Annotated in this window: 24 protein-coding genes, 2 tRNA genes, 3 rRNA genes, 8 pseudogenes and 1 riboswitch; of the genes and pseudogenes, 11 read left to right on the top strand and 26 right to left on the bottom strand. The window is 60.4% G+C overall.

Annotated features, from left to right (window positions below; translation table 11 throughout):
* Window positions 1–45: 45 nt before the first annotated feature.
* The 7 genes and pseudogenes from GKE73_RS25725 to GKE73_RS10405 all read right to left on the bottom strand — a co-directional run.
* A pseudogene (locus GKE73_RS25725) lies at window positions 46–609 on the bottom strand (5-formyltetrahydrofolate cyclo-ligase); the annotation flags it as partial.
* Between the two features lie 238 nt (window positions 610–847).
* Window positions 848–1162, bottom strand: a complete 315-nt coding sequence (locus tag GKE73_RS10430; protein WP_230369984.1) for a cell division protein ZapA — start codon at window positions 1160–1162, stop codon at window positions 848–850.
* Complete coding sequence (locus GKE73_RS10425) at window positions 1159–1380, bottom strand: hypothetical protein (RefSeq protein ID WP_230369983.1); 222 nt, start codon at window positions 1378–1380, stop codon at window positions 1159–1161. Before GKE73_RS10425 ends, GKE73_RS10430 begins: the two co-directional genes overlap by 4 nt.
* Window positions 1381–1401: 21 nt before the next feature.
* Window positions 1402–2097: a cobalamin-binding protein gene (locus tag GKE73_RS10420; RefSeq protein ID WP_230369982.1), complete on the bottom strand. Its 696-nt coding sequence runs from the start codon at window positions 2095–2097 to the stop codon at window positions 1402–1404.
* 11 nt (window positions 2098–2108) lie between these two features.
* A complete protein-coding gene (locus GKE73_RS10415) occupies window positions 2109–2300 on the bottom strand; it encodes a hypothetical protein (protein WP_230369981.1) in 192 nt (63 codons plus the stop codon).
* 1 nt (window position 2301) lies between these two features.
* Window positions 2302–2831: pseudogene (cobU, locus tag GKE73_RS10410) on the bottom strand (bifunctional adenosylcobinamide kinase/adenosylcobinamide-phosphate guanylyltransferase).
* Window positions 2832–2884: 53 nt separating this feature from the next.
* Window positions 2885–4750, bottom strand: a complete 1866-nt coding sequence (locus GKE73_RS10405; protein WP_230369980.1) for a TonB-dependent receptor domain-containing protein — start codon at window positions 4748–4750, stop codon at window positions 2885–2887.
* Window positions 4751–4972: 222 nt separating this feature from the next.
* Window positions 4973–5184: riboswitch (cobalamin riboswitch) on the bottom strand.
* 157 nt (window positions 5185–5341) lie between these two features.
* Between GKE73_RS10405 and GKE73_RS10400 the strand changes: the two genes are divergently transcribed.
* The 11 genes and pseudogenes from GKE73_RS10400 to GKE73_RS10350 all read left to right on the top strand — a co-directional run bounded on the left by GKE73_RS10400 (window position 5342) and on the right by GKE73_RS10350 (window position 10494).
* Window positions 5342–5506 (top strand): nicotinate-nucleotide--dimethylbenzimidazole phosphoribosyltransferase, encoded by a 165-nt coding sequence (locus tag GKE73_RS10400; RefSeq protein WP_230369979.1) that lies wholly within the window; start codon window positions 5342–5344, stop codon window positions 5504–5506.
* Complete coding sequence (locus GKE73_RS23280) at window positions 5437–5841, top strand: nicotinate-nucleotide--dimethylbenzimidazole phosphoribosyltransferase (RefSeq protein ID WP_312854560.1); 405 nt, start codon at window positions 5437–5439, stop codon at window positions 5839–5841. Before GKE73_RS10400 ends, GKE73_RS23280 begins: the two co-directional genes overlap by 70 nt.
* A 13-nt stretch (window positions 5842–5854) precedes the next feature.
* Window positions 5855–6046 (top strand): annotated as a pseudogene (locus GKE73_RS23275) (nicotinate-nucleotide--dimethylbenzimidazole phosphoribosyltransferase); the annotation flags it as partial.
* Window positions 6047–6173: 127 nt separating this feature from the next.
* Complete coding sequence (locus GKE73_RS23270) at window positions 6174–6854, top strand: histidine phosphatase family protein (protein ID WP_312854424.1); 681 nt, start codon at window positions 6174–6176, stop codon at window positions 6852–6854.
* A complete protein-coding gene (locus GKE73_RS10385; RefSeq protein WP_230369978.1) occupies window positions 6818–6988 on the top strand; it encodes a histidine phosphatase family protein in 171 nt (56 codons plus the stop codon). Before GKE73_RS23270 ends, GKE73_RS10385 begins: the two co-directional genes overlap by 37 nt.
* A 21-nt stretch (window positions 6989–7009) precedes the next feature.
* The gene (locus tag GKE73_RS26545) at window positions 7010–7750 is read left to right on the top strand and encodes an adenosylcobinamide-GDP ribazoletransferase (protein ID WP_446686327.1); all 741 of its coding nucleotides are present in this window, start codon (window positions 7010–7012) and stop codon (window positions 7748–7750) included.
* Between the two features lie 116 nt (window positions 7751–7866).
* Window positions 7867–8445: a PDC sensor domain-containing protein gene (locus GKE73_RS10370; protein WP_230369977.1), complete on the top strand. Its 579-nt coding sequence runs from the start codon at window positions 7867–7869 to the stop codon at window positions 8443–8445.
* Entirely contained in the window at window positions 8411–8761 is a 351-nt protein-coding gene (locus GKE73_RS10365; RefSeq protein WP_230369976.1) for a PDC sensor domain-containing protein, read from the top strand. The genes GKE73_RS10370 and GKE73_RS10365 overlap by 35 nt, the downstream gene beginning before the upstream one ends.
* Window positions 8762–8806: 45 nt before the next feature.
* Entirely contained in the window at window positions 8807–9151 is a 345-nt protein-coding gene (locus tag GKE73_RS10360; protein WP_312854559.1) for a PAS domain-containing protein, read from the top strand.
* A 207-nt stretch (window positions 9152–9358) separates the two neighbouring features.
* Window positions 9359–9844 (top strand): annotated as a pseudogene (locus GKE73_RS10355) (PAS domain-containing protein); the annotation flags it as partial.
* A gap of 31 nt (window positions 9845–9875) precedes the next feature.
* Window positions 9876–10494, top strand: a pseudogene (locus GKE73_RS10350) (GGDEF domain-containing protein).
* 22 nt (window positions 10495–10516) lie between these two features.
* Here the strand turns inward: GKE73_RS10350 and speB are convergent.
* The 19 genes and pseudogenes from speB to recQ all read right to left on the bottom strand — a co-directional run.
* Window positions 10517–11484, bottom strand: a pseudogene (gene speB / locus GKE73_RS10345) (agmatinase).
* 143 nt (window positions 11485–11627) lie between these two features.
* Window positions 11628–12269 carry a YoaK family protein gene (locus GKE73_RS10340; RefSeq protein WP_312854423.1) on the bottom strand — a complete coding sequence of 214 codons (642 nt, stop codon included), beginning with the start codon at window positions 12267–12269 and terminating at the stop codon, window positions 11628–11630.
* Window positions 12233–12373, bottom strand: coding sequence for a DUF1275 family protein (locus GKE73_RS23265; RefSeq protein ID WP_312854422.1), 141 nt, complete (start codon window positions 12371–12373; stop codon window positions 12233–12235). Before GKE73_RS23265 ends, GKE73_RS10340 begins: the two co-directional genes overlap by 37 nt.
* A gap of 30 nt (window positions 12374–12403) precedes the next feature.
* A complete protein-coding gene (locus GKE73_RS10335; RefSeq protein ID WP_230369974.1) occupies window positions 12404–12592 on the bottom strand; it encodes a hypothetical protein in 189 nt (62 codons plus the stop codon).
* 8 nt (window positions 12593–12600) lie between these two features.
* Window positions 12601–13113: an SPOR domain-containing protein gene (locus GKE73_RS10330; RefSeq protein WP_230369973.1), complete on the bottom strand. Its 513-nt coding sequence runs from the start codon at window positions 13111–13113 to the stop codon at window positions 12601–12603.
* Window positions 13114–13232: 119 nt separating this feature from the next.
* Window positions 13233–13424 (bottom strand): hypothetical protein, encoded by a 192-nt coding sequence (locus tag GKE73_RS10325; RefSeq protein WP_230369972.1) that lies wholly within the window; start codon window positions 13422–13424, stop codon window positions 13233–13235.
* On the bottom strand, window positions 13421–13804 hold the full coding sequence (locus GKE73_RS23260; protein WP_312854421.1) for a type III pantothenate kinase: 384 nt from the start codon (window positions 13802–13804) through the stop codon (window positions 13421–13423). Before GKE73_RS23260 ends, GKE73_RS10325 begins: the two co-directional genes overlap by 4 nt.
* On the bottom strand, window positions 13777–14139 hold the full coding sequence (locus tag GKE73_RS23255; protein WP_280954876.1) for a type III pantothenate kinase: 363 nt from the start codon (window positions 14137–14139) through the stop codon (window positions 13777–13779). The genes GKE73_RS23260 and GKE73_RS23255 overlap by 28 nt, the downstream gene beginning before the upstream one ends.
* Window positions 14136–14492: a biotin protein ligase-related protein gene (locus tag GKE73_RS24765; RefSeq protein ID WP_230369971.1), complete on the bottom strand. Its 357-nt coding sequence runs from the start codon at window positions 14490–14492 to the stop codon at window positions 14136–14138. Before GKE73_RS24765 ends, GKE73_RS23255 begins: the two co-directional genes overlap by 4 nt.
* Window positions 14446–14847 carry a biotin--[acetyl-CoA-carboxylase] ligase gene (locus GKE73_RS10310; RefSeq protein ID WP_230369970.1) on the bottom strand — a complete coding sequence of 134 codons (402 nt, stop codon included), beginning with the start codon at window positions 14845–14847 and terminating at the stop codon, window positions 14446–14448. Before GKE73_RS10310 ends, GKE73_RS24765 begins: the two co-directional genes overlap by 47 nt.
* A complete protein-coding gene (locus GKE73_RS10305) occupies window positions 14811–15101 on the bottom strand; it encodes an HTH domain-containing protein (protein ID WP_230369969.1) in 291 nt (96 codons plus the stop codon). Before GKE73_RS10305 ends, GKE73_RS10310 begins: the two co-directional genes overlap by 37 nt.
* A complete protein-coding gene (gene rfaE2, locus GKE73_RS10300; protein ID WP_230369968.1) occupies window positions 15098–15598 on the bottom strand; it encodes a D-glycero-beta-D-manno-heptose 1-phosphate adenylyltransferase in 501 nt (166 codons plus the stop codon). The genes GKE73_RS10305 and rfaE2 overlap by 4 nt, the downstream gene beginning before the upstream one ends.
* 275 nt (window positions 15599–15873) lie before the next feature.
* A 5S ribosomal RNA gene (gene rrf / locus GKE73_RS10295) occupies window positions 15874–15988 on the bottom strand.
* A 129-nt stretch (window positions 15989–16117) separates the two neighbouring features.
* Window positions 16118–19006, bottom strand: a 23S ribosomal RNA gene (locus GKE73_RS10290).
* Window positions 19007–19277: 271 nt separating this feature from the next.
* Window positions 19278–19353 (bottom strand) — tRNA-Ala (locus GKE73_RS10285).
* Between the two features lie 11 nt (window positions 19354–19364).
* Window positions 19365–19441: transfer RNA gene (locus GKE73_RS10280), tRNA-Ile, on the bottom strand.
* A gap of 97 nt (window positions 19442–19538) precedes the next feature.
* Window positions 19539–21076: ribosomal RNA gene (locus tag GKE73_RS10275) — 16S ribosomal RNA — on the bottom strand.
* The 16S, 23S and 5S rRNA genes sit together here with 2 tRNA genes alongside, the layout of an rRNA operon.
* Before the next feature lie 458 nt (window positions 21077–21534).
* Window positions 21535–22749: pseudogene (gene argJ / locus GKE73_RS10270) on the bottom strand (bifunctional glutamate N-acetyltransferase/amino-acid acetyltransferase ArgJ).
* Window positions 22750–22881: 132 nt separating this feature from the next.
* Window positions 22882–24656, bottom strand: a pseudogene (gene recQ / locus GKE73_RS10265) (DNA helicase RecQ); the annotation flags it as partial.
* Window positions 24657–24795 lie beyond the last annotated feature (139 nt).

Here is a 24795-nt window from a genome sequence, read left to right as displayed (position 1 = left end):
CTGCTTAACACCACCCGAGCGATACAACCCGGATTCGGTCACTAGCCAGTCCAGTTGCACGTCCCACGGCTCGCGCGGCACCTGTGCCACGCGCTGACAGTCAAACGCCACGCCGACCAGCAAGGGTTTGCCGAAACGGGCATGACGGCGCCGGAACGCTAGCGTACTGTCGTAAAAACCACCGCCCTGCCCCATGCGATAGCCTTCGTCATCCACCGCCAGCAGCGGGACAAACAGTACATCCAGTTTTTCTGCACGCAAGCGCGGGCCATCGTATTCGGCGATCTGGTAACGCGGGTGCAGATACCACTGGTTGGCACCGCCCAGCCGGGAAAACCACAACCGGCGTCCTCGCTGCGGAATCTGCGGCAAGAACACCTCGGCGCCACGAAACAGCGCACTGCTGAGCAGCGGTTCCAGATCCAGCTCGGAGCCGGTCGCCAGATAAGCGCCGATACGTTTGCCGCGGGCCAGCAGGCGCGAGGCATGGCGCGCCACCTGACGCTGGGCATGCTGGCGATAGCGGGCCGACAGTGCCATGCGGGCACGACGAATCGCGCGGCGCAACGCCACTTTATCAGCCGGGATAACGGAACTCGGTGCAGACATGCGTAACAGGGAAAGATAAAGAGGGGGGGACCCCCGCGAGTGTCGATCGGGCTAAATCCGCTTGTACCCTGTTTCCGGGGAGGGCCACCAACCAGCCACGTCGGGCGCATCCGCAAGGGACGCGACACACCTGTGACTCGAACCGGCAACCAAAAGCGAACGCATTGGTACAAAGGAATGTGTGCCGTCTCAAACACCGCAGGGGAAAACTGACCTGTAATGTTTTACCAGCCGCCTGTTATTCAAACAGAGCTTGCTGGCTTTCGCGAAGTGCCGTATCGGCGGCTTCGCTCATGTCTCTTATTTTACGTTGGAATTCGGCTATTTCCAAGCCGCCGCCCACTTTTGTTTTCAGCAGGTCGTGCGCGATGTTGAGGGCCGCCATGATGGCGATCTTGTCGGCGTCCATCACCTTGCCGCCTTGCTGGATCAGCTGGATCTTGTCCGACAGCAAATGGACGGCTTCCAGCAGGGTGTCACGCTCGTCCAGCGGGGAGCCGATGGCAAAATGCCGCCCGAGCAGTTCGATATCGACCTGAACCACTTCGCTCATTGCGCACTCCCTTCCGCATCCGCCTCGTCTTTGGGCAGACGTTCAACCAGGGCCGCTACGCGGCTGCGGGTTTCATTGACACGAAACGTCAGTTCGGCATTGTCCTTGAGCGCCTGAGCCAGCGCTTCGGCAAAACGGCCGTTCTGCGTTTCCAGCTCCTTGATGCGGGCGATCAGCGCCTGCACCCGGGATTCGAGGTATTCCAGTTCCTTGTCCATGGCGGCGAGGATAGCCGTCGCTCAGTTTGACGTCAAACCGAGTTGGCGTCGGGCTGTGTCCAGCGTGGTACACAAGGCGGCGGCAGCCTGCATCAGCCGCGGGCCGGGGATGGTCAGGGTGCTGTCATCCACCGCATAACGGGTGCCGTGTGCCACTGCCGGAATGCTGCGCCAGCGGTTCCACATGGCCAGATCGGCCTGACGGGCGGCCAGCATCACCTGTGGCCGGGCGGCGATGACCGCTTCGGTTGAAACCTGTGGCGCCGGTTGGGTAAGTTGGCCGAAGACATTGCGGCCGCCACACAGGTTAATCACCGCGCCAAGGAAACTGGACTGGCTGATGGTAAACAGCGGCAGCGCACTGACCTGATAAAACACGCTGACCGGTGGCCGACGGGCATAACGTGCCGACAACGTGGCCAGCTGTTGGCGATAAGCCTGCGCGGCCTGACGGGCGGGCGCCGTGGTGCCGGTCAATTGGCCCAGCAGCAGCATTTCGCGCGCCACGTCATCCAGACGCAACGGATGGCTGACAAACACCGCCACGCCCATGGCTTTGAGGCGTTCGCGTTCACGCGGGGAGCCGCCGTCCTGCCACGCCACCACCAGATCGGGGCGCTGGCGCAGCACGGCTTCCAGACTGATGCCAGTGTAACTGCCCACGCGCGGCAAACGCCGGGCCGCCGCGGGCGTGTTGCTGTAATCCACCGTCGCCACCACCTTGCTGCTTAAGCACCAATGGCAAACAGCAATTCGGTGGCATGCGGTGACAGGCTGACAATACGGCTGGCGGGATGCACCAACGTGACGGCTTGGCCACTGGCATCGAGTACGCTGACAGCGGCCAAAACCGGCGAGGACAGGGCAATCGCCAGCAGCCAGCAGGTTGGCCGAAAACGGCGCAGGCAGGCGACCGGCATGTCAGCGCGTTTCCTGTTTGAGCACCAGCGGCAAGCCGCAGGCCACCAGCGTCACCTGCTGGCAAACGGCCGCCACCGCCTGATTCAGCCAGCCCAGTTCATCGACAAAACGGCGCGACGTGGTTCCCAGCGGCACCACGCCCCAGCCAATTTCATTGCTCACCAGCACGGCCTCGCCCTGCAACGCCGCCAGCGCCTGTAACAGCGCCCGGCGTTGCGCGAGATAGGCCACCTCATCAAAGCCGTCATCCGGGCCAAAGAAGCGCATCAGCCACATGCCCAGACAATCGACCAGCTGCAAGGTGCCGGGCTGATCGTGTTGCCGGAGCGTTTCGGCCAACCCTTGCCCCACTTCAACCACCTGCCAGTGCGGGTTGGCGGGCGGCGGTGCCGCGCCACGCGCTGGCGGAATTCGTCATCCCGCACTTCGGCCGTGGCGAGGTAACACACCGGCCCGCGGTGAGTATGGGCCAGTTGTTCGGCATAGGCGCTTTTGCCCGAACGGGCACCGCCGGTGATGAGGTGAGGCACCAAATTGTTCCTTAGTCTGCTAAACCGGCCCGTCACCCGACGGGCAAGGCCGCTTACTCGCCCTGATAGTTGACGCCAATAAAGCCACCCAAGCCTTGGGTATTGTAACCGTAGGCGGTGGTGTATCGACGTTCGAACAGGTTGGTCACACGGGCCGTGGCCGTCCAGGTCTTGCTCAGACGGTAATTGGCGTACAGGTTGGTCAGGCTGTAGCCGCCCAGCCAGACATCCTTGTAGTTGCTGAAATCATAATCACGGCGCTTGGCACTGGCCGACCACTCAATGCCGGTCGTCAACTTGCCCCAGTCATAACCGGCGGCAAGTTGGCCGAAGGCACGGGAGCGGCGCAGCAATAGCAGGTGCTTGGTATCGTCTTTCGGGTCCTGATAGGTCGCGGAGCCGGAGAGATCCCAGTTGCCCCAACTGCTAGATGCCGCCAGCGTTACACCGGTGATGGTGGCCTTGTTTACGTTCATCATGGTGCCGTGATAGGTCACCGGATCGGTCACGTAGGTGATGAGGTTGTCGATACTGTTGTGGAAGGCCGTTACCGACGCTTTGGTCGCGCCAGCGTGGTAGCTCAGTGCCAACTCACTGTTACGCGAGGTCTCCGGCTTCAGGTTGGGGTTACCCGAGTAATAACCGTCGTCCGGATAGTAAAGATCATCGAACGTCGGCGCTTTGAAGGCGGTGCCAAAGCTGGCGCGTGCGGTCAGGCTGTCGGTGAGTCGATAACCATAGCCCAGCACACCGGTGGTTTTGCCACCAAACTGCTCGTCCTGATCATGACGCACATTGGCTTGCAACAGATGCTGGCCGAATTCTCCGCTATAACCGCCGAAGAACGCCGTGTTGTGGCGCTCAGTAGTGGTCAGTTCGCCTTGACTGTCCACGCGCTGCTGGGTGTAGTCGGCGCCCAACAGGAAACTGCCGAGGGCCGTTTTCAGATCGTTCTGCCACAGCCAATCGTTCTGGCTGGTTTGAAACAGGCTGTTGCGATTGACCATGTCGCCACCGGTCCAGGATTCCTGCCGATCCACGCTGCGGCTGTAGCGCAGGGTGCTGGTCCAGTTGCTGGTAAAGGCATTTCTGGACTCCAGCGACAGGCCGGTCTGGCGCATACGCTGCAGGTCTTCCTTGAGGTTGAAGGCCGAGGCGTCATAACCGACTTTGCCGAACGACTGGAACGCGCGGAAACTCAGGTCATGGCCTGTGGCCAGCGTCTGGGTCAGATTGGCGCTATACGCTAGGTTACGGTAGCCGTCCCGGTCCGGGTTGTAGCTGAAGGTGTTGTCCTTGTTGGTGGCCGAGATGCCGTCGGTGGTCTGCTGGCTCAGTTGCAGGCTGAAGGCCGTGTTATCCACCTTGCCGTCCACGCCGCCGCCCACTTTCACCATGCCGTGGTCGCCCACGCCAACGTTGAAGTTGAAGCGCGGCTTGCCGCTGCCCTGCCGGGTGAAAATCTGGATTACCCCGCCGATGGCATCAGCACCGTACAGGCTGGAGCTGTTGCCGCGCAGGATTTCCACGCGCTCCACCACGGACAACGGAATATTCGCCAGTGCCGTGGTGCTAGGCAGAGTGGCAGAAACAATGCGCACGCCATCCACCAGCACCACCACGTGGTTGGAGTTGGTGCCACGCATGAATACGCTGGTCGGGCTGCCAACGCCGCCGCTGCTGACCACCTCCATCCCCGGCTGGCGCGCCAGCAGTTGCGGCAAAGTGCTAACACTACTGTTGTCGATCTCTTCCCGGGTGATCACCGTGACATCAGACAGGGTCTTGCTGATCGCCTGTGGCTGACGCGTAGCCGTCACCACCACTTCATCGCCACGGAACTGCGGCGTGTCATTGGCTCGGGCCAGGCTGGCACAGGCCAGCGGCACCAGAACGGCAAGTTGTTGCGGTTTGAACATGAAACACACTCCTTGGATGTTGTCATCGGAATTGTTTCGGCCAACCTGTGACACAGGGGCCGGAAACAAGGAGTGCGAAGAAGGCTTGCAATCGACCAGCCCCGCCTGCCCGGAGGGCAGCAAAGGCAACTGGTGCAATAGAAAAAGGGACAATACCGGCACGGAGCGCGGCACCGCCTGTCGAATCGCCTCCCCGCGATACTCCAGCGCGAATACCTCTTCCGAAGGTATCCAGTGCAGGCCGGTCTCCGGGCTGGGTCTTGCGGTAGCGCGCCTTCCCACCCATAGCGGGCAGTGGCATAGAGAGAGCGATACCTGAGCACAAAAGTGCCAGACCTTACCGTTGCGGGGGCAGCGCCGGATTCACACCGGCTTCCCGTTTCACCTGTGGCACGCCCGAGCGCACCACAGACACCTGCGGGCAGCGAGTATACCGCAGCCTGCCCAGCCCTGCGCGGCAAACAGCGCCCGCCAACGGCCACACCGCTTGTCCCCCACCGCCCGATGGCTTAGAGTCCGTGGCACACCACGCCGTAGCCGCCGATCACCCCGTCTATGGCCAACCCCTGCAACCGCCAGAGCCCGAATACCATGTCCGATACACACCTCATCACCCCACCCGATAGCCAAGCCCTGAGCGCCGCCCGCCAGCGCCAGTCCTGCCTGACCAAACCAGCTAAGCAGCCCTGGGACAACTGGAAGACATCGCCTGCCGCTTTGCCGCCCGGCAAGGCCAGACCTGCCCGGCCGCGCTGACACCGGCCATTACCGTGTTTGCCAGCGACCACGGCGTCACTGCCGAAGGCGTATCCGCCTATCCGTCGGTGGTAACCGGCGAAATGGTCAAGAACTTCGTCGCCGGTGGCGCCGCCATCTGCGTACTGGCGCGCGCCATTGAGGCGCGACTGGAAGTGGTGGATGTTGGCGTACTCAGCCCGCTGGACGATCTGCCCATCGTGCACGCCCGGGTGCGCGCCGGTACGCGCAACCTGATGGTAGAAGCGGCGATGACGCAGGAAGAAACCGCCCGGCGCTGGCCGCTGGTCGGGAGGCCGCCCGCCGCGCCGTGGCAAACGGCGCCAACCTGCTGATTGCTCGAGCGACATGGGCATCGGCAATACCACGCCTTCCGCCGCGCTGATCTGCCAGTTCACCGGCGCACAACCGGCACAGGTGGTCGGGCGAGGCACCGGCGTGGACGATGCCGGTCTGGCACTCAAATGCCGCGTGGTGGCGCAAGCACTGGCGCGCCTGCAATACCGTTCGCTCAGCGGCCTCGACACGTTGGCCGAACTGGGCGGGCTGGAGATCGCCGCCATGGCCGGTTTCTATCTGGAAGCCGCCCACCTTGGCGTGCTTAAGCACTGGTCGACGGCTTCATTGCAGCGCCGCCGCGCTGGCCGCCCGCGCCATCGACCCGGCCGTGGCAAGCTGGCTGCTGGCCAGCCACTGCTCGGAAGAAACCGGCCACGCGCTTGCGCTGCAAGCGCTGGGCCTGACACCGCTGATCGGCATCGGCCTGCGGCTGGGCGAAGGCTCCGGTGCCGCGCTGTGCGTGCCGCTGCTGCAACTGGCCATCCGCCTGCACAACGAAATGGCCACCTTTGCCGAAGTTAGGCGTGACGGAGAAGGACTGATGTTCCCCTACACCCTGACGCTGCTGCGCCATGGCGACATCGATCACGAGGGCAGGCTGATCGGCCAGACCGACCTGCCCGCCAACGATAGCGGCATCACGCAGATGGCGCGCAGCTGGCAGCGGCTGAACAGTCTGGCGCCGGTGACCAGCATGGCCACCTCGCCGCTGCAACGCTGCCGCGAATTTGCCGTATATCAGGCTCTACAGGCCGCGCTGCCGTTGAAAGTGGACGAACGGTTTGCCGAAATCGATTTTGGCGACTGGGATGGCATGAGTCTCAACAGCCTGAGCGCGCAGCACCCAGACTGGCGTCAGGCGCTGGTGCGACACCAACTGGTGCCGCCCGGTGGCGAAAGTTATGCCCTGTTCCGCCAGCGCGTGCTGGAAGCTTTCACGACTGGATTGCCGCCTCGCACGGCAGCCACCGGGTGCTGGTCACCCACGGCGGCGTCATCACCGTGTTGATGGCGGAGTTGCTGGGCACCGATTTCTCCGTGGCCAAGCTGATGACGGTACAGCGCGGCGGCTTTGCCCAGCTGTCTATCCTGACCGGTCATCCGGCCTACCTGATGCGGCTGGAGGCGCCCGAACCGGTATGAATCCCGCCCGCGCACCGTGGCATGTGGCGCTGCGGCTGGCCATCCAGTTTCTCACCCGCCTGCCCACGTCGGCTGCTGAAGGAATTCCAGCCGTCCTGGCTGAGTGACAGCGCCCGCTGGTTTGCCGTGGTCGGCCTGCTGGTGGGAGCGCTGGTGGCAGCGGCAACAGCCATCGGCCAGCACATCGACCCGTGGCTGGGAGCGCTGCTCGGGCTGATCTGCTGGGTGTGGGTCACCGGAGGCCTGCATCTGGATGGGCTGGGAGACCTGGGCCGACGCGCTGGGCGCCGCGCACCGCAATCAGGAGCGCTTCCTTGCCGTGCTGAAAGACCCGCATGTCGGCAGTTTTGGCGTGCTGACGCTGGTGCTGGCGCTGGCGAGCAAACTGGTGCTGCTGATGCTGCTGGTCAGGTTTTCGGCCAACCTTTACCCACTCATCCTGATCCCCGCCCGGGCGCGGCTGTTTGCTGTGGCTTCGGTCCGCCACCTTGCTTAAGCACTGGCGCCCGGCAGTGGCGAGCGCTTTGCCCGGCAACGCCACTGGCCCAGCCTGCTCATCGGCTGCGCGGGGCTACTCATCCTCTGCGGCTATCTGGCACCGTGGCTGCTGCTGGCACCGCTGGCGGGCGTGGGCTGGTGGGGTTTCCTCAAACGCCGTCTGGGCGGCATGACCGGCGACTGCCTCGGCGCCTAAGCATTGAGGTGTGTGAAATCGTGCTGCTGGGCCTTGGCGTCATCAGCCTGCATGTCTTGGCCGGATAACGGCAAAATACCGGCTCAACCCGCCAAAAACCGCTTAAAACCAAGCACAAACCGCTGATTTCACGGCATAATAGCGAAAAAGTATTCACTAAATATGTTTTGATGCAAGGGGCTATATGGCTGACACCGGTTCTGAGCCACGACAGCGACGTTTTCGCCTGTCCGGCTGGATAGCCGTGCCACTAGTGGTTGTGGTTTTTCTCGGATTGTATTGGCTGGAATTACTCAGCGCGCAGCGCACGCTGGTGGAAACCACTACCCAAAAATCGCAACTGCGTGCCGAACGCACCGCCAGCGCCGTCGCCTTGCAAGTTGCCACCATGATGCGCGGGCTGGATTTCGTCCTGCAAAACATGGCCAACGACTACGCCAGCCGTGGTATCGCCGGGCTGGAAGTCAGCATCAATAACGCTCAGGCCGCCTATCCGGACGGCACTTTCCTGCAGTTGGCCGTTGCCGATGTCAACGGCAATGTGCTGTATTCCAACATGGGTTTCAAAGGACGGCTGTCCGTCGCTGACCGGCCCTATTTCCGCGCCCATCTGGGCACCAGCAACGCCCGTCTGTTCATCGACCGGCTTAGCCATGGGGCGAATCTCGCACCAATGGTCGCTGCATTTCTCACGCCCGGTGTTCCGCCATGGCCAGCTTGCCGGGGTGGTGATTGCCGCCGTCACGCCGCAGTATCTGGCTGACCAGTTCCGGCAGGTGGCAGCCAACCCGCACGATGTGATTCTGCTGCTGCGCAGTGATGGCGCCTATCTCGCGCGTTCGGCACGCATGGAAGACTTTATCGGCAAACGCGTACCCAGCAGCTTAAGCCATTTCTCACCAACCCGCAGCTTAATTCCGGTTCTTACCGCGCCACCGTGGATATTGACCACATCCCGCGCACCTATGGCTGGCAACGCGTCAACGGCCTGCCGCTGGTGCTGTCGGTGGGGCTGGACCTGCAAGATGCCCTGCACGCCGAGCGGCTGGCCATCAACCATGCTGTCTGGCGCAGCCTGATCACCAGCGCGGTGATTCTGGCAGCCAGCCTGCTGATCGCCCTGGCTGCTTTACCGTCAGGAAAAAGAGCGCCACACGCTGCGCACCGTCTATCAACTGGTTCCAATGGGCGTACTGCTCACCGACAGCGATGGTCGCGTCAGCAGTGGCAACGCCAGTGCCGCCCAACTGCTGGGCGTGGCCGACTTCCACCATCAGCCGCTGGCCGAGCTGCTGCAACACTACCGCCCGGTTCACCGCGACCATACCCCGCATTCGACCGACTGGCTGGCCGCCACGCGCCATGAAGCACATGTCAGCATCGAACTGGAAAACCTCGGCTCCGCTAACCCGCGCTGGCTGACACTCAGTCTGGCGTGCGCGGACGATCCGCGTCAGGGCCGGTGGTAACCCTCACCGACATCAGCGCCCAGCACGACGCCCGCGCACAGTTGGCCGAAAGCGAAGAGCGGCTGTCACTGGCGCTACGCGGCGGGGAACTCGGGTTATGGGACTGGGACATCCCCAGCGGAACTTCGATGTCGATACCCGCTGGGCCAGCATGCTGGGACGGCAGGTGCAGGATATTCAGCCGCACATCAATACCGGCGCGCTCTGATGCACCCGGACGACCTGCCTCGGGTGGAGAGGCGGCTGCAAGAGCACCTGGCGGGCCATAGCGCCCACTACGAATGCGAATACCGCATGGCACGGCCGGACGGACGCTGGAGCTGGATACTGGCGCATGGTCAGGTGATGCGCCACGGTGACGACGGCAGCCCGCAACGGGCGCTGGGCACCCACATGGACATCACCACGCGCAAGACCGCCGATGAAGAACGTCGAGCCCGGCAAATCCGGCTGGAAAAACTCACCTCGCAAATTCCCGGCGTGGTGTACCAGCTGCGTCTGCGCCCGGATGGCCGCATCGGGCTGCCCTACGCCAGCCCGGGCATGTATACCCACTATGGCGTGCGGCCGGAACAGGTAGCACAGGATGCGGGCGAACTGTTCGATCTGGTTCACCCGGATGACCGTCGCCGTCTGGTCGAATCGCTCTACCAGTCGTCACGGGACATGAAAGTCTGGGAAACGGAATGGCGCATGCGCCGTACCAGACGGGCAGTGGCGCTGGGTGCTGACCCACGCCAAACCGGAACGGGAAAACGATGGCAGCACGCTGTGGAACGGTTACACCACCGACATCACCGAGCGCAAACAAGGGGAAGAACAGCTCAAGCAGCTGGCCACCAGCGACGCACTCACCGGCCTCAACAACCGCCGCAACTTCTACGAGCTGGCCAATGCAGAACTGGCACGGGTCAAGCGTTACGGCGGCCCGCCGGGGGCGCTGGTGATGCTGGATCTGGACCACTTCAAGCGCGTCAACGACGACTACGGCCACGCCATGGGCGACCATGTGCTGCACCATGTCAGCCACCTGATCCGCGACGAATTGCGCATCGGGGATATTGCTCGGTGGCGAGGAATTTGCCATCTTGCTGGTGCAGGCGTCGCTCAGTGGTGCGCTGCAATTTGCCGAACGCCTGCGCGCCCGGCTGGCCAGCAGCCCGATCGCCACCGATCACGCCCCCATCATCATGACCTCCAGCTTTGGCGTCACCGCGCTACAAACCGAAGATGCGCAGATCGACGTCGCGCTGGCCCGCGCCGACCAGGCGCTGTATCAGGCCAAGGAGCACGGGCGCAACCGGGTGGAAAGCCAGCCGAACGTGCATCATCAGCTAGCCTGAGCGGTACGGCGGCGAGGCCCGTCTAGAGGGTGCCAGCCAGTTTGCGGTTACGCAGCAGGCACAGCATGTCACAGGCGAGGTGGGCGGCAGCCAGCGCCGTCACCTCGCTGTGGTCATAGGCCGGTGCAACTTCCACCACGTCCATGCCGACGATATTCAGCCCGCCAAGGTTGCGCACAATCTTCAGCGCCTGCGCGCTGGTCAACCCGCCCGGTACCGGCGTGCCGGTGCCCGGCGCATAGGCCGGATCAAGACAGTCGATATCAAAGGTCAGATACACCGGCCGGTCGCCGATGATTTCGCCAATCCCCGGCGATGGTCTGCTCGGCGCCATGGTCATGCACCCAGGCCGCATCCAGAATATTCATTCCCATGAAGTCGTCGTTGAAGGTGCGGATGCCCACCTGCACCGAATGCGCCGGGTCGATCAGCCCTTCCTTCACCGCCTTGTAAAACATCGTGCCGTGATTCAGGCTGTCCGGCTCATCATCCGGCCAGGTATCACAGTGGGCGTCGAAATGCAGCAGCGCCGGGGGTTGGCCGAACTTTTCCGCGTGGGCAAGCAACAGCGGATAGGTAATGAAATGGTCACCACCAAAGGTCAGCATGCGGGCGCCAGACGCCAGAATATGGCGCGCATGCTCGATGATGGTCGACTTGATGGTGAGCGGGTTGTGCGCGTCAAACCAGCAGTCGCCATAGTCGATCACCGCCAGGTCATCAAACGGGTCAAAACCCCACGGATAAGGCTTGAGTTCGGCCAACTGCACGCTGGCGGCACGGATGGCCTGCGGCCCCAAGCGCGCGCCGGAGCGGAAAGTGGTGGACAGATCCAGCGGAATACCAGACACCACCACGTCGGCACCGGTCAGGTCGCGGCTGTAGTTGCGACGCATGAACGACAGCACGCCGGCCGTAAGTATTTTCGATGGAAGAGCCGTACAGGCTGGTGCGGCGGATGGCGCCGTCACCCTTGATAACGTCAGACATGAACACTCTCCGTCAGAGAGGACGCGGGAAGGCTCCCACGCTTCCCGTCCATCTTGCACAGCCGACGGGTTAAGGCTGCCACACCCCACGGCGTGGAACCGGCAGTGTGCCGTGCCAGTCAGGCGCGAGCAAGCCCTATCCGGTCAGCCAGCGCTAGCACGGGGGGACCAGACACCTTCTGCGCGCACGCAAGCACCACGGCGGCAACAAGGTTGGCCGAAAACCCCCGTCGCACCCTTCAGCCCGGCCGACGCTAAGCGCCACCAGCGAAAACGCAGCTTGATGTCGTACCAGATCGGCCGCAGCCCGAGCAAAAACAGAAAGGTAGCCAGCGGCACGGTAAAGCTGTAGCCCAGATGTTTGAAGCCCAGCGCCCCCACCACGCCGCCAAGAAAGAACGACACCAGAATCAGGCTAAGGATGCGCAGCTTGCGGCGGTTGACGCGAATATCCCGCACCTTGTGGCTGTGCGAGCGGTTGTAATAGCTGGCCTTGGCCAGCTCGATACCGATATCGGTCGCGGTACCGGTCATGTGCGTGGTACGCAAGAGGCCGCCGGACAATTTGGTCACCACGGTGTTATGCATGCCCATGATGAAACACAGCAGCATCACCGTCACCGGCGTGAACAAGCCCTTGTGCAAGGTCAGCCCGGCGCCCAGCAAACCAAACAGCAACAGCCACAGCGACTCTTCCATCATCGATACGCCATAGCCGCCGCGCAACCGCTGGCGCCGCGCCCAGATGATCAGCCGGTCGAGTGCATGGCCCCGCCGATAAAACACATCAGCATCACCAGCAACGACAACGCGAGCCGCACCTCGCCCAGCGCCAACTCGTCCGCCATGCCGGAAATGATGCCGGACATGTGCGACGTATAGCGGTGCACGGCCAGAAAACCGCCCGCGTTGAGCGCCGGCTAAGCAATAAACGCCATCGAGCCGCCCAGCTGGCGGATAACGTGATCATTAAAGGTTCCCCGGTCCAGCAACCGGGTGATGTTCACATGTCGAGACATGAAGTAGGCACAGGCAAAAAAGACGGCGCACACCGCCGCCGTCTGTGGAGGCTGCCGCGCCAGCCCGTCATGGGTGGGCACGGACAGCAAAACAACGCTCAGGGCTGGCAGCTTTTCAGCGCAATGCCCGGCGTCAGTCGTTTTTGCAGCGCCTGCAGTTTGCTTACTTGGGCGTCATCCAGCGCCTTGAACGTCAGCAACGACGATTCGGTGGTCTTGCCCTTTTGCTGCATGCTCACCTTGTCGAACCCTGCTGCCTTGATCTTGGCTACCAGCGCCTTGGCACCTTCTTCCTTGCCAAACAGGCCAAGCGACAAGGTGCCCTTGAACTCGGCATTATTGACCATGTAGTTGTCAAAGCCCTTGTCTTTCAACTCCGCCGCCAGCGTCTGGGTTTCTGCCTTGGTGGCGAGCGCCGGGTAATACACCCAGAACTTGCCGGTGCCCTTGCTCTCACCCTTGGCCGTTTCCACCAATTGTTCCGGCTTCAGTTTCAAGCCCGGCAAGCCACCCTTGACCCGGGCCAACAGCTTGCCATCCAGCACGCCCCAGTTGTAGCAGGCTACCGGCTTGGCAGCTGGCTTCGGCTTGGCTTCCACGGGCGGTGTCACCGCTTCGGGCTTGGCTTAAGCTGTGCCGGTTTGGCTGGCATCGGGGCAGCCTTGGCGGACTTGTCCGCCACTGGTGCGGAAGCCGCTTTGGCCGCCGCCGCGTGCAGGGGTTCCGTTGCTTAAGCGCCGAAGCTCGGCTGGGCGACGGCTACCGCTGGCGCACTCGCCGGGGTCCAGTCAGGCGGCAACAGCTTTACCTGTTCTGGGCTGATTTCCTGCGCGTGAATATCCGAGGAGGGATGCTGCTTGAACAGCCCATACCCCGCCACCAGCAGATTGAGGATTACCACCAATGCCAAAAACCATTTCATTGCTCGCCAGCCACTCTCAAGAGACCCATTAGCACCAGATTATCCACGATACGCACCGGCTCCGCGAGCCATGGTGCCAACTGCGCGGCATCGCCGCCGGTCAACAACAGCTGGGGACGGCCCCGCCCGGTTTTTTCGGCCAACCTCAGGCACATGCGCTCGATGGCGCCAACCATGGCATCAACCACGCCAGTGGCCAGCGCATCCGCCGTACCTTGTGGAAAGGCCGCCACTTCGCTTAGCCAGCCGGTCCAGATTCGCCGTACCGCGCGCCAGCTGGCCAGCATCAAACGATAGCCCGGCAAAATACAGCCCCCCAGATAATCGCCTTCCGCGGTCAATGCCTCCACCGTCAAGGCGGTACCGGCACAAGCCACCACCACATCACCCGCGCAGATCTGCCGTGCCGCCAGGGACCGCCAGCCAGCGATCCGCCCCCTGCTCGGCGGCCTCGGCGATAATGATTGGTCACGTCGCCAAACGCCGCTTGCGCGCGCACCCATTGCACCGGGCAAGGCAGCGCCGCCTGCAACGCTGCTCCCACCTGCGGCTCGGCCACGGATGAGGCCAGCGCGCGCGTCAGCGGCCAACGCCGCCACTCCTCGGCCAGTTGCGGCACGGCGTCGTGCACCACCACGCCATCCGCCAGCCAACGTCCCTGCTGATAAATCGCCCACTTCACCCGGCTATTCCCGGCATCAATCAGCAAGATCATGACTCGGCCCGTCGCAAGCTCACTTCACCCACATGGAAGGTCTGCAATCCTTCGGCGGTTTCCACCAGCAAGGCACCGTTGTCCGCCACGCCACGCGCCACGCCTTCCACCGGTTCACCATGCGAAAAACTCAGACGCACCCGCTGATTCTGGTGCGCCGACATGGTCATCCACTCCTCGCGCAACGGGGCAAAACCGTTAGCATCAAACTCGGTCAGCACCTGCTGCAACTGGTTCAACAGCAGCGCCAGCACGGCATTTCGGCCAACCTTGACCCCGGCGTCCTGCAAGGTAGCCACCGGCTGGTCAACCTCGCCGGGAGGCGTCAGGTTCACCCCGATGCCAATCACCACGCTGGTATAGCCCCAAGGCATCGCCCGACAGTTCGATCAAGATCCCAGCCAGCTTGTTGCCGTTCAACAGCAAATCATTCGGCCATTTCAGGGCAACCGGTACCTGCAGTTCGCGCAACGCCCGCGCCAACGCCAGCCCCACGGCCAGCGACAGCCCGGCCAACTGCGCCATCCCGCGCTCAAAGCGCCACAAGACGGAAAACATCAAGCCAGAGCCCAGCTTCATCTGCCAGCGCTTACCCTGACGGCCGCGCCCGGCGCTTTGCTGCTCGGCAGCGAGAACCAGTCCATGCAAACCACCGGACGCTGCGCGCAGCATCAGCTGGCTGTTGGTGGAGTCCGTCTGCTCCGCCACGGCCAGAGTAAAAGCATCGGCCGCCGGGCCAGACAAGCCCGAATGCTCGCCACATCCAGCCATTCAAAGGGTTCGGCCAACTTGTAGCCCTGCCCACGCACGCTGAACACCGTCAGGCCAAACTCTTGCTCAATGGCGTGCACAGCCTGCCAGACCAGCGTACGGGAACAGCCGAGCGACTGGGCAATGTCCTCGCCGGAATGGAAGCGACCATCCGCCAGATGGCGCAACACGGCAAAGGCATGCTCGCTCACGCCTGCTCCTCAGCGTGGCGAATCTTCTGGATGGTAGCGGTGGTCGAGGTATCAAACAGGAAAGGAATGGAATGTACCGAACCACCGCGCGTCAGCGTTTCGGCGCTGCCGACAATGCGGTCGACACTCCAATCGCCGCCTTTGACCAGCACATCCGGCTTAATCAGCTCGATCAGCTCAGCCGGTGTATCGCTGTCAAACCAGGTCACCAGGCTGACACTCTCCAGCGCTGCCAGTACCGCAGCACGATTCAGTTCATTGTTGATCGGGCGGTCATCCCCCTTGCCCTGACGCTTGACCGAAGCATCGGTATTCAGGCCCACCACCAAGCTGGCGCCCAAGGCACGAGCCTGAGCCAGATAAGTTACATGACCGCGATGCAGAATATCGAAGCAGCCATTGGTAAACACCAACGGTCGCGGCAATTCGGCCAACTTCTCAGCCAACAGCGCGGGGGAACACAATTTTTTTTCGAAAGCGGGGGTAGGATATGACATGGGTTTCCTTGGCAGATCATGGCCACGCTTGGCGCAAGCGCGCTTCACGGCAACAACAAGGAAAGAAGCATACCATTCAGGACCAATCGGCCCAAGAGCGTGAGAGCGTGGCAATCGCCAAGGATAAAGCAGCATCGGCTTAAGCAGGAATTTAGCTTGCCCCCAAGCACCGATTATCCGCAATAGCGGTCAGAAATGAGGAGAATAGGAGAAGGCACGCTGGCCGTTGTGAAAAGCAAGAAGCCCAGCTGAGAGAGCTGGGCTTCGTAAGGGGAGTCTGGCGGTGTCCTACTTTCACATGGCGAATGCCACACTATCATCGGCGCTAAGGCGTTTCACGGTCCTGTTCGGGATGGGAAGGCGTGGGACCACCTCGCTATGGCCACCAGACATAAGCTGTCAACAAACTGCAAGAAGCCTTGGGTTGATCTCTCAACCCTGAATTAACTTATGATTTCGGTAATTGATTGCACGTCGCACATTTACAGCCAGCTCGGTTTCCCAAGCCACTCAAATGATAGGATCAAGCCTCACGAGCAATTAGTATCGGTTAGCTTCACGCCTCACAGCGCTTCCACACCCGACCTATCAACGTCCTGGTCTCGAACGACTCTTCAGGAGGGTCAAGCCCTCAGGGAAGTCTCATCTTCAGGCGAGTTTCCCGCTTAGATGCTTTCAGCGGTTATCTCTTCCGAACTTAGCTACCCGGCAATGCCACTGGCGTGACAACCGGTACACCAGAGGTTCGTCCACTCCGGTCCTCTCGTACTAGGAGCAGCCCCCGTCAAACTTCCAACGCCCACTGCAGATAGGGACCAAACTGTCTCACGACGTTTTGAACCCAGCTCACGTACCACTTTAAATGGCGAACAGCCATACCCTTGGGACCGGCTACAGCCCCGGGATGTGATGAGCCGACATCGAGGTGCCAAACTCCGCCGTCGATGTGAACTCTTGGGCGGAATCAGCCTGTTATCCCCGGAGTACCTTTTATCCGTTGAGCGATGGCCCTTCCATTCAGAACCACCGGATCACTATGTCCTGCTTTCGCACCTGCTCGACTTGTCGGTCTCGCAGTTAAGCTACCTTTTGCCATTGCACTATCAGCACGATTTCCGACCGTACCTAGGTAACCTTCGAACTCCTCCGTTACACTTTGGGAGGAGACCGCCCCAGTCAAACTGCCTACCATGCACTGTCCCCGATCCGGATAACGGACCAAAGTTAGAACCTCAAAGGGGTCAGGGTGGTATTTCAAGGTTGGCTCCACCAGAACTAGCGTCCCGGCTTCTAAGCCTCCCACCTATCCTACACAAACCACTTCAAAGTCCAATGCAAAGCTACAGTAAAGGTTCACGGGGTCTTTCCGTCTAGCAGCGGGTAGATTGCATCTTCACAAACACTTCAACTTCGCTGAGTCTCAGGAGGAGACAGTGTGGCCATCGTTACGCCATTCGTGCGGGTCGGAACTTACCCGACAAGGAATTTCGCTACCTTAGGACCGTTATAGTTACGGCCGCCGTTTACCGGGGCTTCGATCAAGAGCTTGCACCCCATCACTTAACCTTCCGGCACCGGGCAGGCGTCACACCCTATACGTCCACTTTCGTGTTGGCAGAGTGCTGTGTTTTTGTTAAACAGTCGCAGCCACCGATTCTCTGCGACCTGTCGTAGCTTCAACCGCAAGGGTTTACACCACAACAGGCATACCTTCTCCCGAAGTTACGGTATCAATTTGCCGAGTTCCTTCTCCTGAGTTCTCTCAAGCGCCTTAGAATTTTCATCCTGCCCACCTGTGTCGGTTTGCGGTACGGTTCTCGTATAGCTGAAGCTTAGTGGCTTTTCCCGGAAGCGTGGTATCAGTCACTTCAGATCCGTAGATCCTCGTTATCACGTCTCGGCCTTAAGGAGAGGCGGATTTGCCTACCTCTCCAGCCTACCGGCTTGAACCAGGGCATCCAACACCGGCTGACCTAACCTTCTCCGTCCCCACATCGCACTATACGAAAGTACGGGAATTTTAACCCGTTTCCCATCGACTACGCTTTTCAGCCTCGCCTTAGGGGCCGACTCACCCTACGCCGATGAACGTTGCGTAGGAAACCTTGGGCTTTCGGCGAGCGGGCTTTTCACCCGCTTTATCGCTACTCATGTCAGCATTCGCACTTCTGATATCTCCAGCATGCCTTACGACACACCTTCACAGACCTACAGAACGCTCCCCTACCACGCACAGTAAACTGTGCATCCGCAGCTTCGGTTATAAGCTTGAGCCCCGTTACATCTTCCGCGCAGGACGACTCGACCAGTGAGCTATTACGCTTTCTTTAAATGATGGCTGCTTCTAAGCCAACATCCCGGCTGTCTAGGCCTTCCCACCTCGTTTACCACTTAGCTTATCATTTGGGACCTTAGCTGGCGGTCTGGGTTGTTTCCCTCTTGACGATGGACGTTAGCACCCACCGTCTGTCTCCCATGCTTGCACTTTCCGGTATTCAGAGTTTGCCATGGTTTGGTAAATCGCAATGACCCCCTAGCCATAACAGTGCTTTACCCCCGGAAGTGATACATGAGGCACTACCTAAATAGTTTTCGGGGAGAACCAGCTATCTCCGAGTTTGTTTAGCCTTTCACCCCTATCCACAGCTCATCCCCTAATTTTGCAACATTAGTGGGTTCGGACCTCCAGTGCGTGTTACCGCACCTTCATCCTGGCCATGGATAGATCACTCGGTTTCGGGTCTACACCCAGCGACTAAGACGCCCTATTCGGACTCGGTTTCCCTACGCCTCCCCTATTCGGTTAAGCTTGCCACTGAATGTAAGTCGCTGACCCATTATACAAAAGGTACGCAGTCACCCCTTGCGAGGCTCCCACTGTTTGTATGCATCCGGTTTCAGGTTCTATTTCACTCCCCTCCCGGGGTTCTTTTCGCCTTTCCCTCACGGTACTGGTTCACTATCGGTCGATCACGAGTATTTAGCCTTGGAGGATGGTCCCCCCATCTTCGGACAGGATTTCGCGTGTCCCGCCTTACTTTTCGTACACTTAGTTCTTGCCATGGCTTTTCGTCTACGGGACTATCACCCACTACGGTGGCACTTTCCAGAGCCTTCGACTAAGCCAAGTCATAAAGAGTACAGGCTGTTCCGCGTTCGCTCGCCACTACTGACGGAATCTCGGTTGATTTCTTTTCCTCGAGTTACTTAGATGTTTCAGTTCACTCGGTTCGCTTCCACTGACCTATGTATTCAGTCAGGGATACCTATTGCTAGGTGGGTTTCCCCATTCGGATATCGCGGGATCAAAGCTCTATTGCCAGCTCCCCCGCGCTTTTCGCAGGCTTACACGTCCTTCATCGCCTGTGATCGCCAAGGCATCCACCAGATGCACTTAGTCGCTTGACCCTATCATTTCAGTAACCTGGTTACTTCCACAACAGGCTGTGTTTGTGCGACATGTCACACCGCCCCTTTTGATATGGCGACATGACATCGATACAATCAAATTACCCAAAGTCGACAAGCTTTCCAACGAAGACTTAACTCCGTTTTCCTTCTTGCCGTCTTGTTAATTCGGCTTCTTCAGTTTGTTAAAGATCGAGCGTACGACCTTGCGGTCTGTCAACGCAAACAAAAATTCACCGCCTCTCGACGATGCGCTTTTGTTTGGGCTGAGTGGTGGAGGATGACGGGATCGAACCGACGACCCCCTGCTTGCAAAGCAGGTGCTCTCCCAACTGAGCTAATCCCCCAACAGGTCAAATGGTGGGTCTGGTTGGACTCGAACCAACGACCCCCGCCTTATCAAGACGGTGCTCTAACCAGCTGAGCTACAAACCCAGTTGACGATGGCGTCTCGCCTTCCGGCTAAACTCCATGCCCTTAACTTCCAGAACAACCGATAGGTTGTGAGTACTCGGCTTCCGCCTTTCTCTAGAAAGGAGGTGATCCAGCCGCAGGTTCCCCTACGGCTACCTTGTTACGACTTCACCCCAGTCATGAAGCATACCGTGGTAACCGGACCCCCGAAGGTTATCCTAGCCACTTCTGGTATCCCCCACTCCCATGGTGTGACGGGCGGTGTGTACAAGACCCGGGAACGTATTCACCGCAGCATGCTGATCTGCGATTACTAGCGATTCCGACTTCACGCACTCGAGTTGCAGAGTGCGATCCGGACTACGATCGGTTTTCTGAGATTAGCTCCACCTCGCGGCTTGGCAACCCTCTGTACCGACCATTGTATGACGTGTGAAGCCCTGCTCATAAGGGCCATGAGGACTTGACGTCATCCCCACCTTCCTCCGGTTTGTCACCGGCAGTCTCATTAGAGTGCCCAACTTAATGATGGCAACTAATGACAAGGGTTGCGCTCGTTGCGGGACTTAACCCAACATCTCACGACACGAGCTGACGACAGCCATGCAGCACCTGTGTTACCGCTCCCTTTCGGGCACCCTCTAATCTCTCAGAGGTTCGGTACATGTCAAGAGCAGGTAAGGTTTTTCGCGTTGCATCGAATTAATCCACATCATCCACCGCTTGTGCGGGTCCCCGTCAATTCCTTTGAGTTTTAACCTTGCGGCCGTACTCCCAGGGCGGTCAATTTCACGCGTTAGCTACGCTACCAAGGATTCAAACCCCCAACAGCTAATTGACATCGTTTAGGGCGTGGACTACCGTGGTATCTAATCCTGTTTGCTCCCCACGCTTTCGTGCATGAGCGTCAGTATCATCCCGGGGGGCTGCCTTCGCCATCGGTATTCCTCCACATCTCTACGCATTTCACTGCTACACGTGGAATTCTACCCCCCTCTGACGTACTCTAGTCGTGCAGTCTCCAATGCCGTTCCCGGGTTAAGCCCGGGGCTTTCACATCAGACTTGCACAACCGCCTGCGCACGCTTTACGCCCAGTAATTCCGATTAACGCTCGCACCCTACGTATTACCGCGGCTGCTGGCACGTAGTTAGCCGGTGCTTATTCTTCAGGTACTGTCATCCCCAAACGCTATTAACGCTCAGGATTTCCTCCCTGACAAAAGTCCTTTACAACCCGAAGGCCTTCTTCAGACACGCGGCATGGCTGGATCAGGGTTGCCCCCATTGTCCAAAATTCCCCACTGCTGCCTCCCGTAGGAGTCTGGGCCGTGTCTCAGTCCCAGTGTGGCGGATCATCCTCTCAGACCCGCTACGGATCATCGCCTTGGTAAGCCTTTACCCCACCAACTAGCTAATCCGACGTCGGCCGCTCGAATAACGCGAGGCCCGAAGGTCCCCCGCTTTCCTCCTCAGAGCGTATGCGGTATTAGCACTCCTTTCGAAGCGTTATCCCCCATTACTCGGCACGTTCCGACGCATTACTCACCCGTTCGCCACTCGCCACCAGGAGCAAGCTCCCGTGCTGCCGTTCGACTTGCATGTGTAAAGCATGCCGCCAGCGTTCAATCTGAGCCAGGATCAAACTCTTCAGTTCAATCTCTTAGCAAATTTCTGGCACGCAAGATCAAAGAAATAAAACAAGTATTTCTGTCTCTTGCAGTGCAAGTGTTGGCTTCTACCAAGCACTCACACCTATCGGTTATTCTTTCTGTTAAAGATCGGTGCCAACCGCTTCGTTTCCGTTGCGTCGTCAGCTGAGGAGGCGAACTATACCCACCCCAACCACTCCCGTCAACACTTTCTGCGCCTTTTCCTGACTCTTTCCGCCAAAAACCCACCCCAATCCCCCGCAACCCGCTGTTCCTGAACGCCTTATTACAGCCGGGTTTTTGCAGACTTTTCCTCTCAAGCCACCACCCTGCTCGACTCGCCATCTTCGCCAGCAGGGTCTACTGCCACTTTAATGCTCCGCTAACCGTCTTACACGCCCGCAGAACAACAAAAAGGTTGGCCGAAGCCAACCTTTTTACGGGTTTCCCTGACGGGGGGCGCTCAACTGCGGTAGTCGGCGTTGATTTTAACGTAGTCGTAGGAGAAGTCGCAGGTCCAGACGGTGGCCTGGCTTCGCCACGATTGAGGACGACGCGCACGGTGATTTCCGGCTTGGCCATGACGCGCTGGCCATCTTCTTCCTGATAGTCGGGATGACGGCCACCGTTAGCGGCAACCAGTACGTCATCCAGATACAGTTCCATGCGGTCGACGTCCAGATCGTTGACGCCAGCGTAGCCGATGGCGCAGAGCAGGCGACCAAGGTTGGGGTCGGAAGCGAAGAAGGCGGTTTTCACCAGCGGGGAACGGGCGATAGCGTAAGCGACGTCCTTGCACTCGGAGACGGAGCGGCCGCCTTCGACGGTAACGGTGATGAACTTGGTGGCACCTTCGCCGTCGCGCACGATGGCTTGGGCCAGTTCGGTGGCAACGTCAACCAGCGCTGCCTTGAGCGTGGCGTAAGCGGGATGCTGGTTGGAGTCGATCAGCGGCGCCTGGCTTTGCCCGGTGGACATGAGGATGAAGCTGTCGTTGGTGGAGGTGTCGCCATCGACCGAGATGCAGTTGAACGACAGGTCGGCCACTTCCTTGACCAGTTGCTCCAACACCGGGCGGGTGATGGCGGCGTCGGTGGCGATGAAGCCCAGCATGGTGGCCATGTTGGGGTGAATCATGCTTGGCCGCCCTTGGCGATGCCGGTGATGGACACGGAGCTACCCTCCAGTGCCAGCGTGCGGCTGGTGACTTTGGGCGCGGTGTCAGTAGTCATGATGGCTTCAGCCGCTTCGGCCCAGTTGGCCGAACGGCGTGTCGGCAGCGCCTGGATGATCTTGTCGGACGGCAGCGGTTCGAGGATGACGCCGGTGGAAAACGGCAGGATTTGTTCGATGCCGCAGTCCAGCTCGTCGGCCAGTGCCTGACATACCGACAGGGCACGCTGGCGGCCGTCTTCACCGGTGTAAGCGTTGGCGTTACCGGTATTGACCACCAGTGCGCGGATCTGGACGCCGGCGTTCAGGTGTTTCTTGCACAGCTGGACGGGAGCGGCGCAGAAGCGGTTTTGCGTGAACACGCCAGCAACGGTGTTGCCTTTGTCCAGACGGATCACCAGCACGTCTTTGCGGTTGGCTTTTTTGATGCTTCGGCGACGCTGAGGTCCACCCCGGCGATGGGGGCCAGTTGGTCGGCACTGACGGGGTTGAGATTGACTGCCATGTACGGTTTCTCCGGGTAGTAAACCCGCTGCGGTCAGCCGAGCCTCGCTCGCTCAAGGTTGGCCGAAAGCGGTGTCAGGTAATGGGGATGATTGTAGCGGAATCACTCGCCCTGCATGTTGTGTTCCGACAAGATTTGCAGAATGGCACTGCCGTAGCGCGCCAGTTTCAGTTCGCCCAGCCCGTAAACGCGCGCCAGCCCGGCGCTATTGTCGGGCTTTTGCTCGACCAGCTCGCGCAAGGTACGGTCGGAACACACGGCGTAGGCGGGAACATTGTGTTCGTCTGCCACCTGGCGCCGCCAGCGGCGTAGCGCCTGCCATAGCCGCTCTTCGCGCTCGGTGCGCAGCCAGCGGTCGTTGTCGGTCTTGCGGCCGCGGCTGTCATCGGCCACCGGGCGCAGCGCGATGGGCTGCTGGCCTTTGAGCAATGGTAAGCAGGCTTCGGTCAGCACCAGCGACTGGCCGCGGGCGATGTCCACTTCAATGATCTTGCGCGCCACCAGCTGGCGGATGACCGAGCGCCAGGGCGCGCTGGTTGAGCTCGCGGCCAATGCCAAAGGTGGACAGCTGGTCGTGGCCAAAACTGGTGACGTGCTGATTGGCGCGGCCGAGCAACACATCCACCACATGGTTGGCCGAACAGCGCTGGCCCACTCTATAGATACAGGACAACAGTTTTTGCACCGGCACGGTGGCGTCGAAGGTGGCGGGCGGATGCAGGCAATTGTCGCAATGACCGCATGGCTGGCTGCGCTCGCCAAAGTGGCTGAGGATGTGCTGGCGGCGGCAACCGGCGGTTTCGCAGAACGCCAGCATGGCATCCAGCTTGGCCAGTTCCACCTGTTTTTGCAGATCAGCCATTTCCGATGACTGGATCATCTGCGTCAGTTGCACCATGTCGTTGAGGCCGTAGCACAACCAGCTGGTAGTAGGCAGGCCGTCACGCCCGGCACGGCCGGATTCCTGATAGAAGTTTTCCGGGCTTTTGGGCAGGTCGATGTGTGCCACGAAGCGCACATCCGGTTTGTCGATGCCCATGCCAAAGGCGATGGTCGCCACCATGACGATGCCTTCCTCGCGGATAAACGCACGCTGGTTGGCCTCGCGCACCGCGTGCGACAGCCCGGCATGGTAAGGCAAGGCGTGGATGCCGTTGCTGCACAGCCATTCGGCGGTGTCTTCCACGCGCTTGCGCGACAGGCAGTAGACGATGCCGGAAGCGCCGAGGTAGGCACTGCGGATGAACTCCAGCAACTGCTTTTTGGCGTTGTGCTTTTCCACCACCTGATAAAACAGGTTGGGACGGTCGAAGCTGGCCAGAAACACACGGGCGTCGCCCAGCTTGAGGTAATGCAGGATGTCGGCGCGGGTTTGCGCATCGGCGGTGGCGGTCAGGGCGATACGCGGCACCTGCGGGAAGCGGTCGGCCAACACGCCCAGCTGCTGGTATTCCGGGCGGAAGTCGTGCCCCCAGTGGCTGACGCAGTGTGCTTCGTCGATGGCAAACAGGGCGATGTTGAGCCGCGCCAGAAAATCGAGAAAGCGCGGTGTCAGCAAGCGCTCCGGCGCCACATAAAGCAAATCCAGCGTGTTACGCCTGCGCCTGCCGGGCGATGTCGCGCGCCTCATCCGGCGCCGTGGCGGAATTAAGGCAGGCGGCCGCCACGCCCAGCTCGGTCAGCGTGGCCACCTGATCCTGCATCAGCGCGATCAGCGGCGATACCACGATGGCCACGCCGTCGCGCATCAGCGCCGGGATCTGGTAACACAGCGATTTGCCACCGCCGGTGGGCATCAACACCAGCGCATGGCCGCCGTGCGCCACGTGTTCGACGATCTCCCCTTGCTGCCCGCGAAATTCCGGGTAGCCGAAGATGTTGTTAAGTAAGGAGGAGGCGTCCTGCATGTGATGCGCTATCGGTAAGAAGGCGCTTATTGTACGGCAAGCGCCCGCTACGACCGGGAAAAAAGCCAGACGGGCGGCCACAACGTCGTCAGGCGCCCGCTGTACGGCGACTCTCCGCCGCTTTCGGCCAACCCGCAGT

The sequence above is a fragment of the Paludibacterium denitrificans genome, from assembly GCF_009707705.1.
GTDB classification, from domain to species: Bacteria; Pseudomonadota; Gammaproteobacteria; order Burkholderiales; family Chromobacteriaceae; genus Paludibacterium_A; species Paludibacterium_A denitrificans.
This window is presented reverse-complemented; position numbering and strand designations above follow the sequence as displayed.

Coding starts and splice junctions, on each gene's coding strand:
- GKE73_RS10430 (WP_230369984.1), bottom strand. CDS start 1,162: ATGAGCGAAGTGGTTCAGGTCGATATCGAACTGCTCGGGCGGCATTTT.
- GKE73_RS10425 (WP_230369983.1), bottom strand. CDS start 1,380: ATGGACAAGGAACTGGAATACCTCGAATCCCGGGTGCAGGCGCTGATC.
- GKE73_RS10415 (WP_230369981.1), bottom strand. CDS start 2,300: ATGCCGGTCGCCTGCCTGCGCCGTTTTCGGCCAACCTGCTGGCTGCTG.
- GKE73_RS10405 (WP_230369980.1), bottom strand. CDS start 4,750: ATGTTCAAACCGCAACAACTTGCCGTTCTGGTGCCGCTGGCCTGTGCC.
- GKE73_RS10400 (WP_230369979.1), top strand. CDS start 5,342: ATGTCCGATACACACCTCATCACCCCACCCGATAGCCAAGCCCTGAGC.
- GKE73_RS26545 (WP_446686327.1), top strand. CDS start 7,010: ATGTGGCGCTGCGGCTGGCCATCCAGTTTCTCACCCGCCTGCCCACGT.
- GKE73_RS10370 (WP_230369977.1), top strand. CDS start 7,867: ATGGCTGACACCGGTTCTGAGCCACGACAGCGACGTTTTCGCCTGTCC.
- GKE73_RS10325 (WP_230369972.1), bottom strand. CDS start 13,424: ATGAAATGGTTTTTGGCATTGGTGGTAATCCTCAATCTGCTGGTGGCG.
- GKE73_RS23255 (WP_280954876.1), bottom strand. CDS start 14,139: ATGATCTTGCTGATTGATGCCGGGAATAGCCGGGTGAAGTGGGCGATT.
- rfaE2 (WP_230369968.1), bottom strand. CDS start 15,598: ATGTCATATCCTACCCCCGCTTTCGAAAAAAAATTGTGTTCCCCCGCG.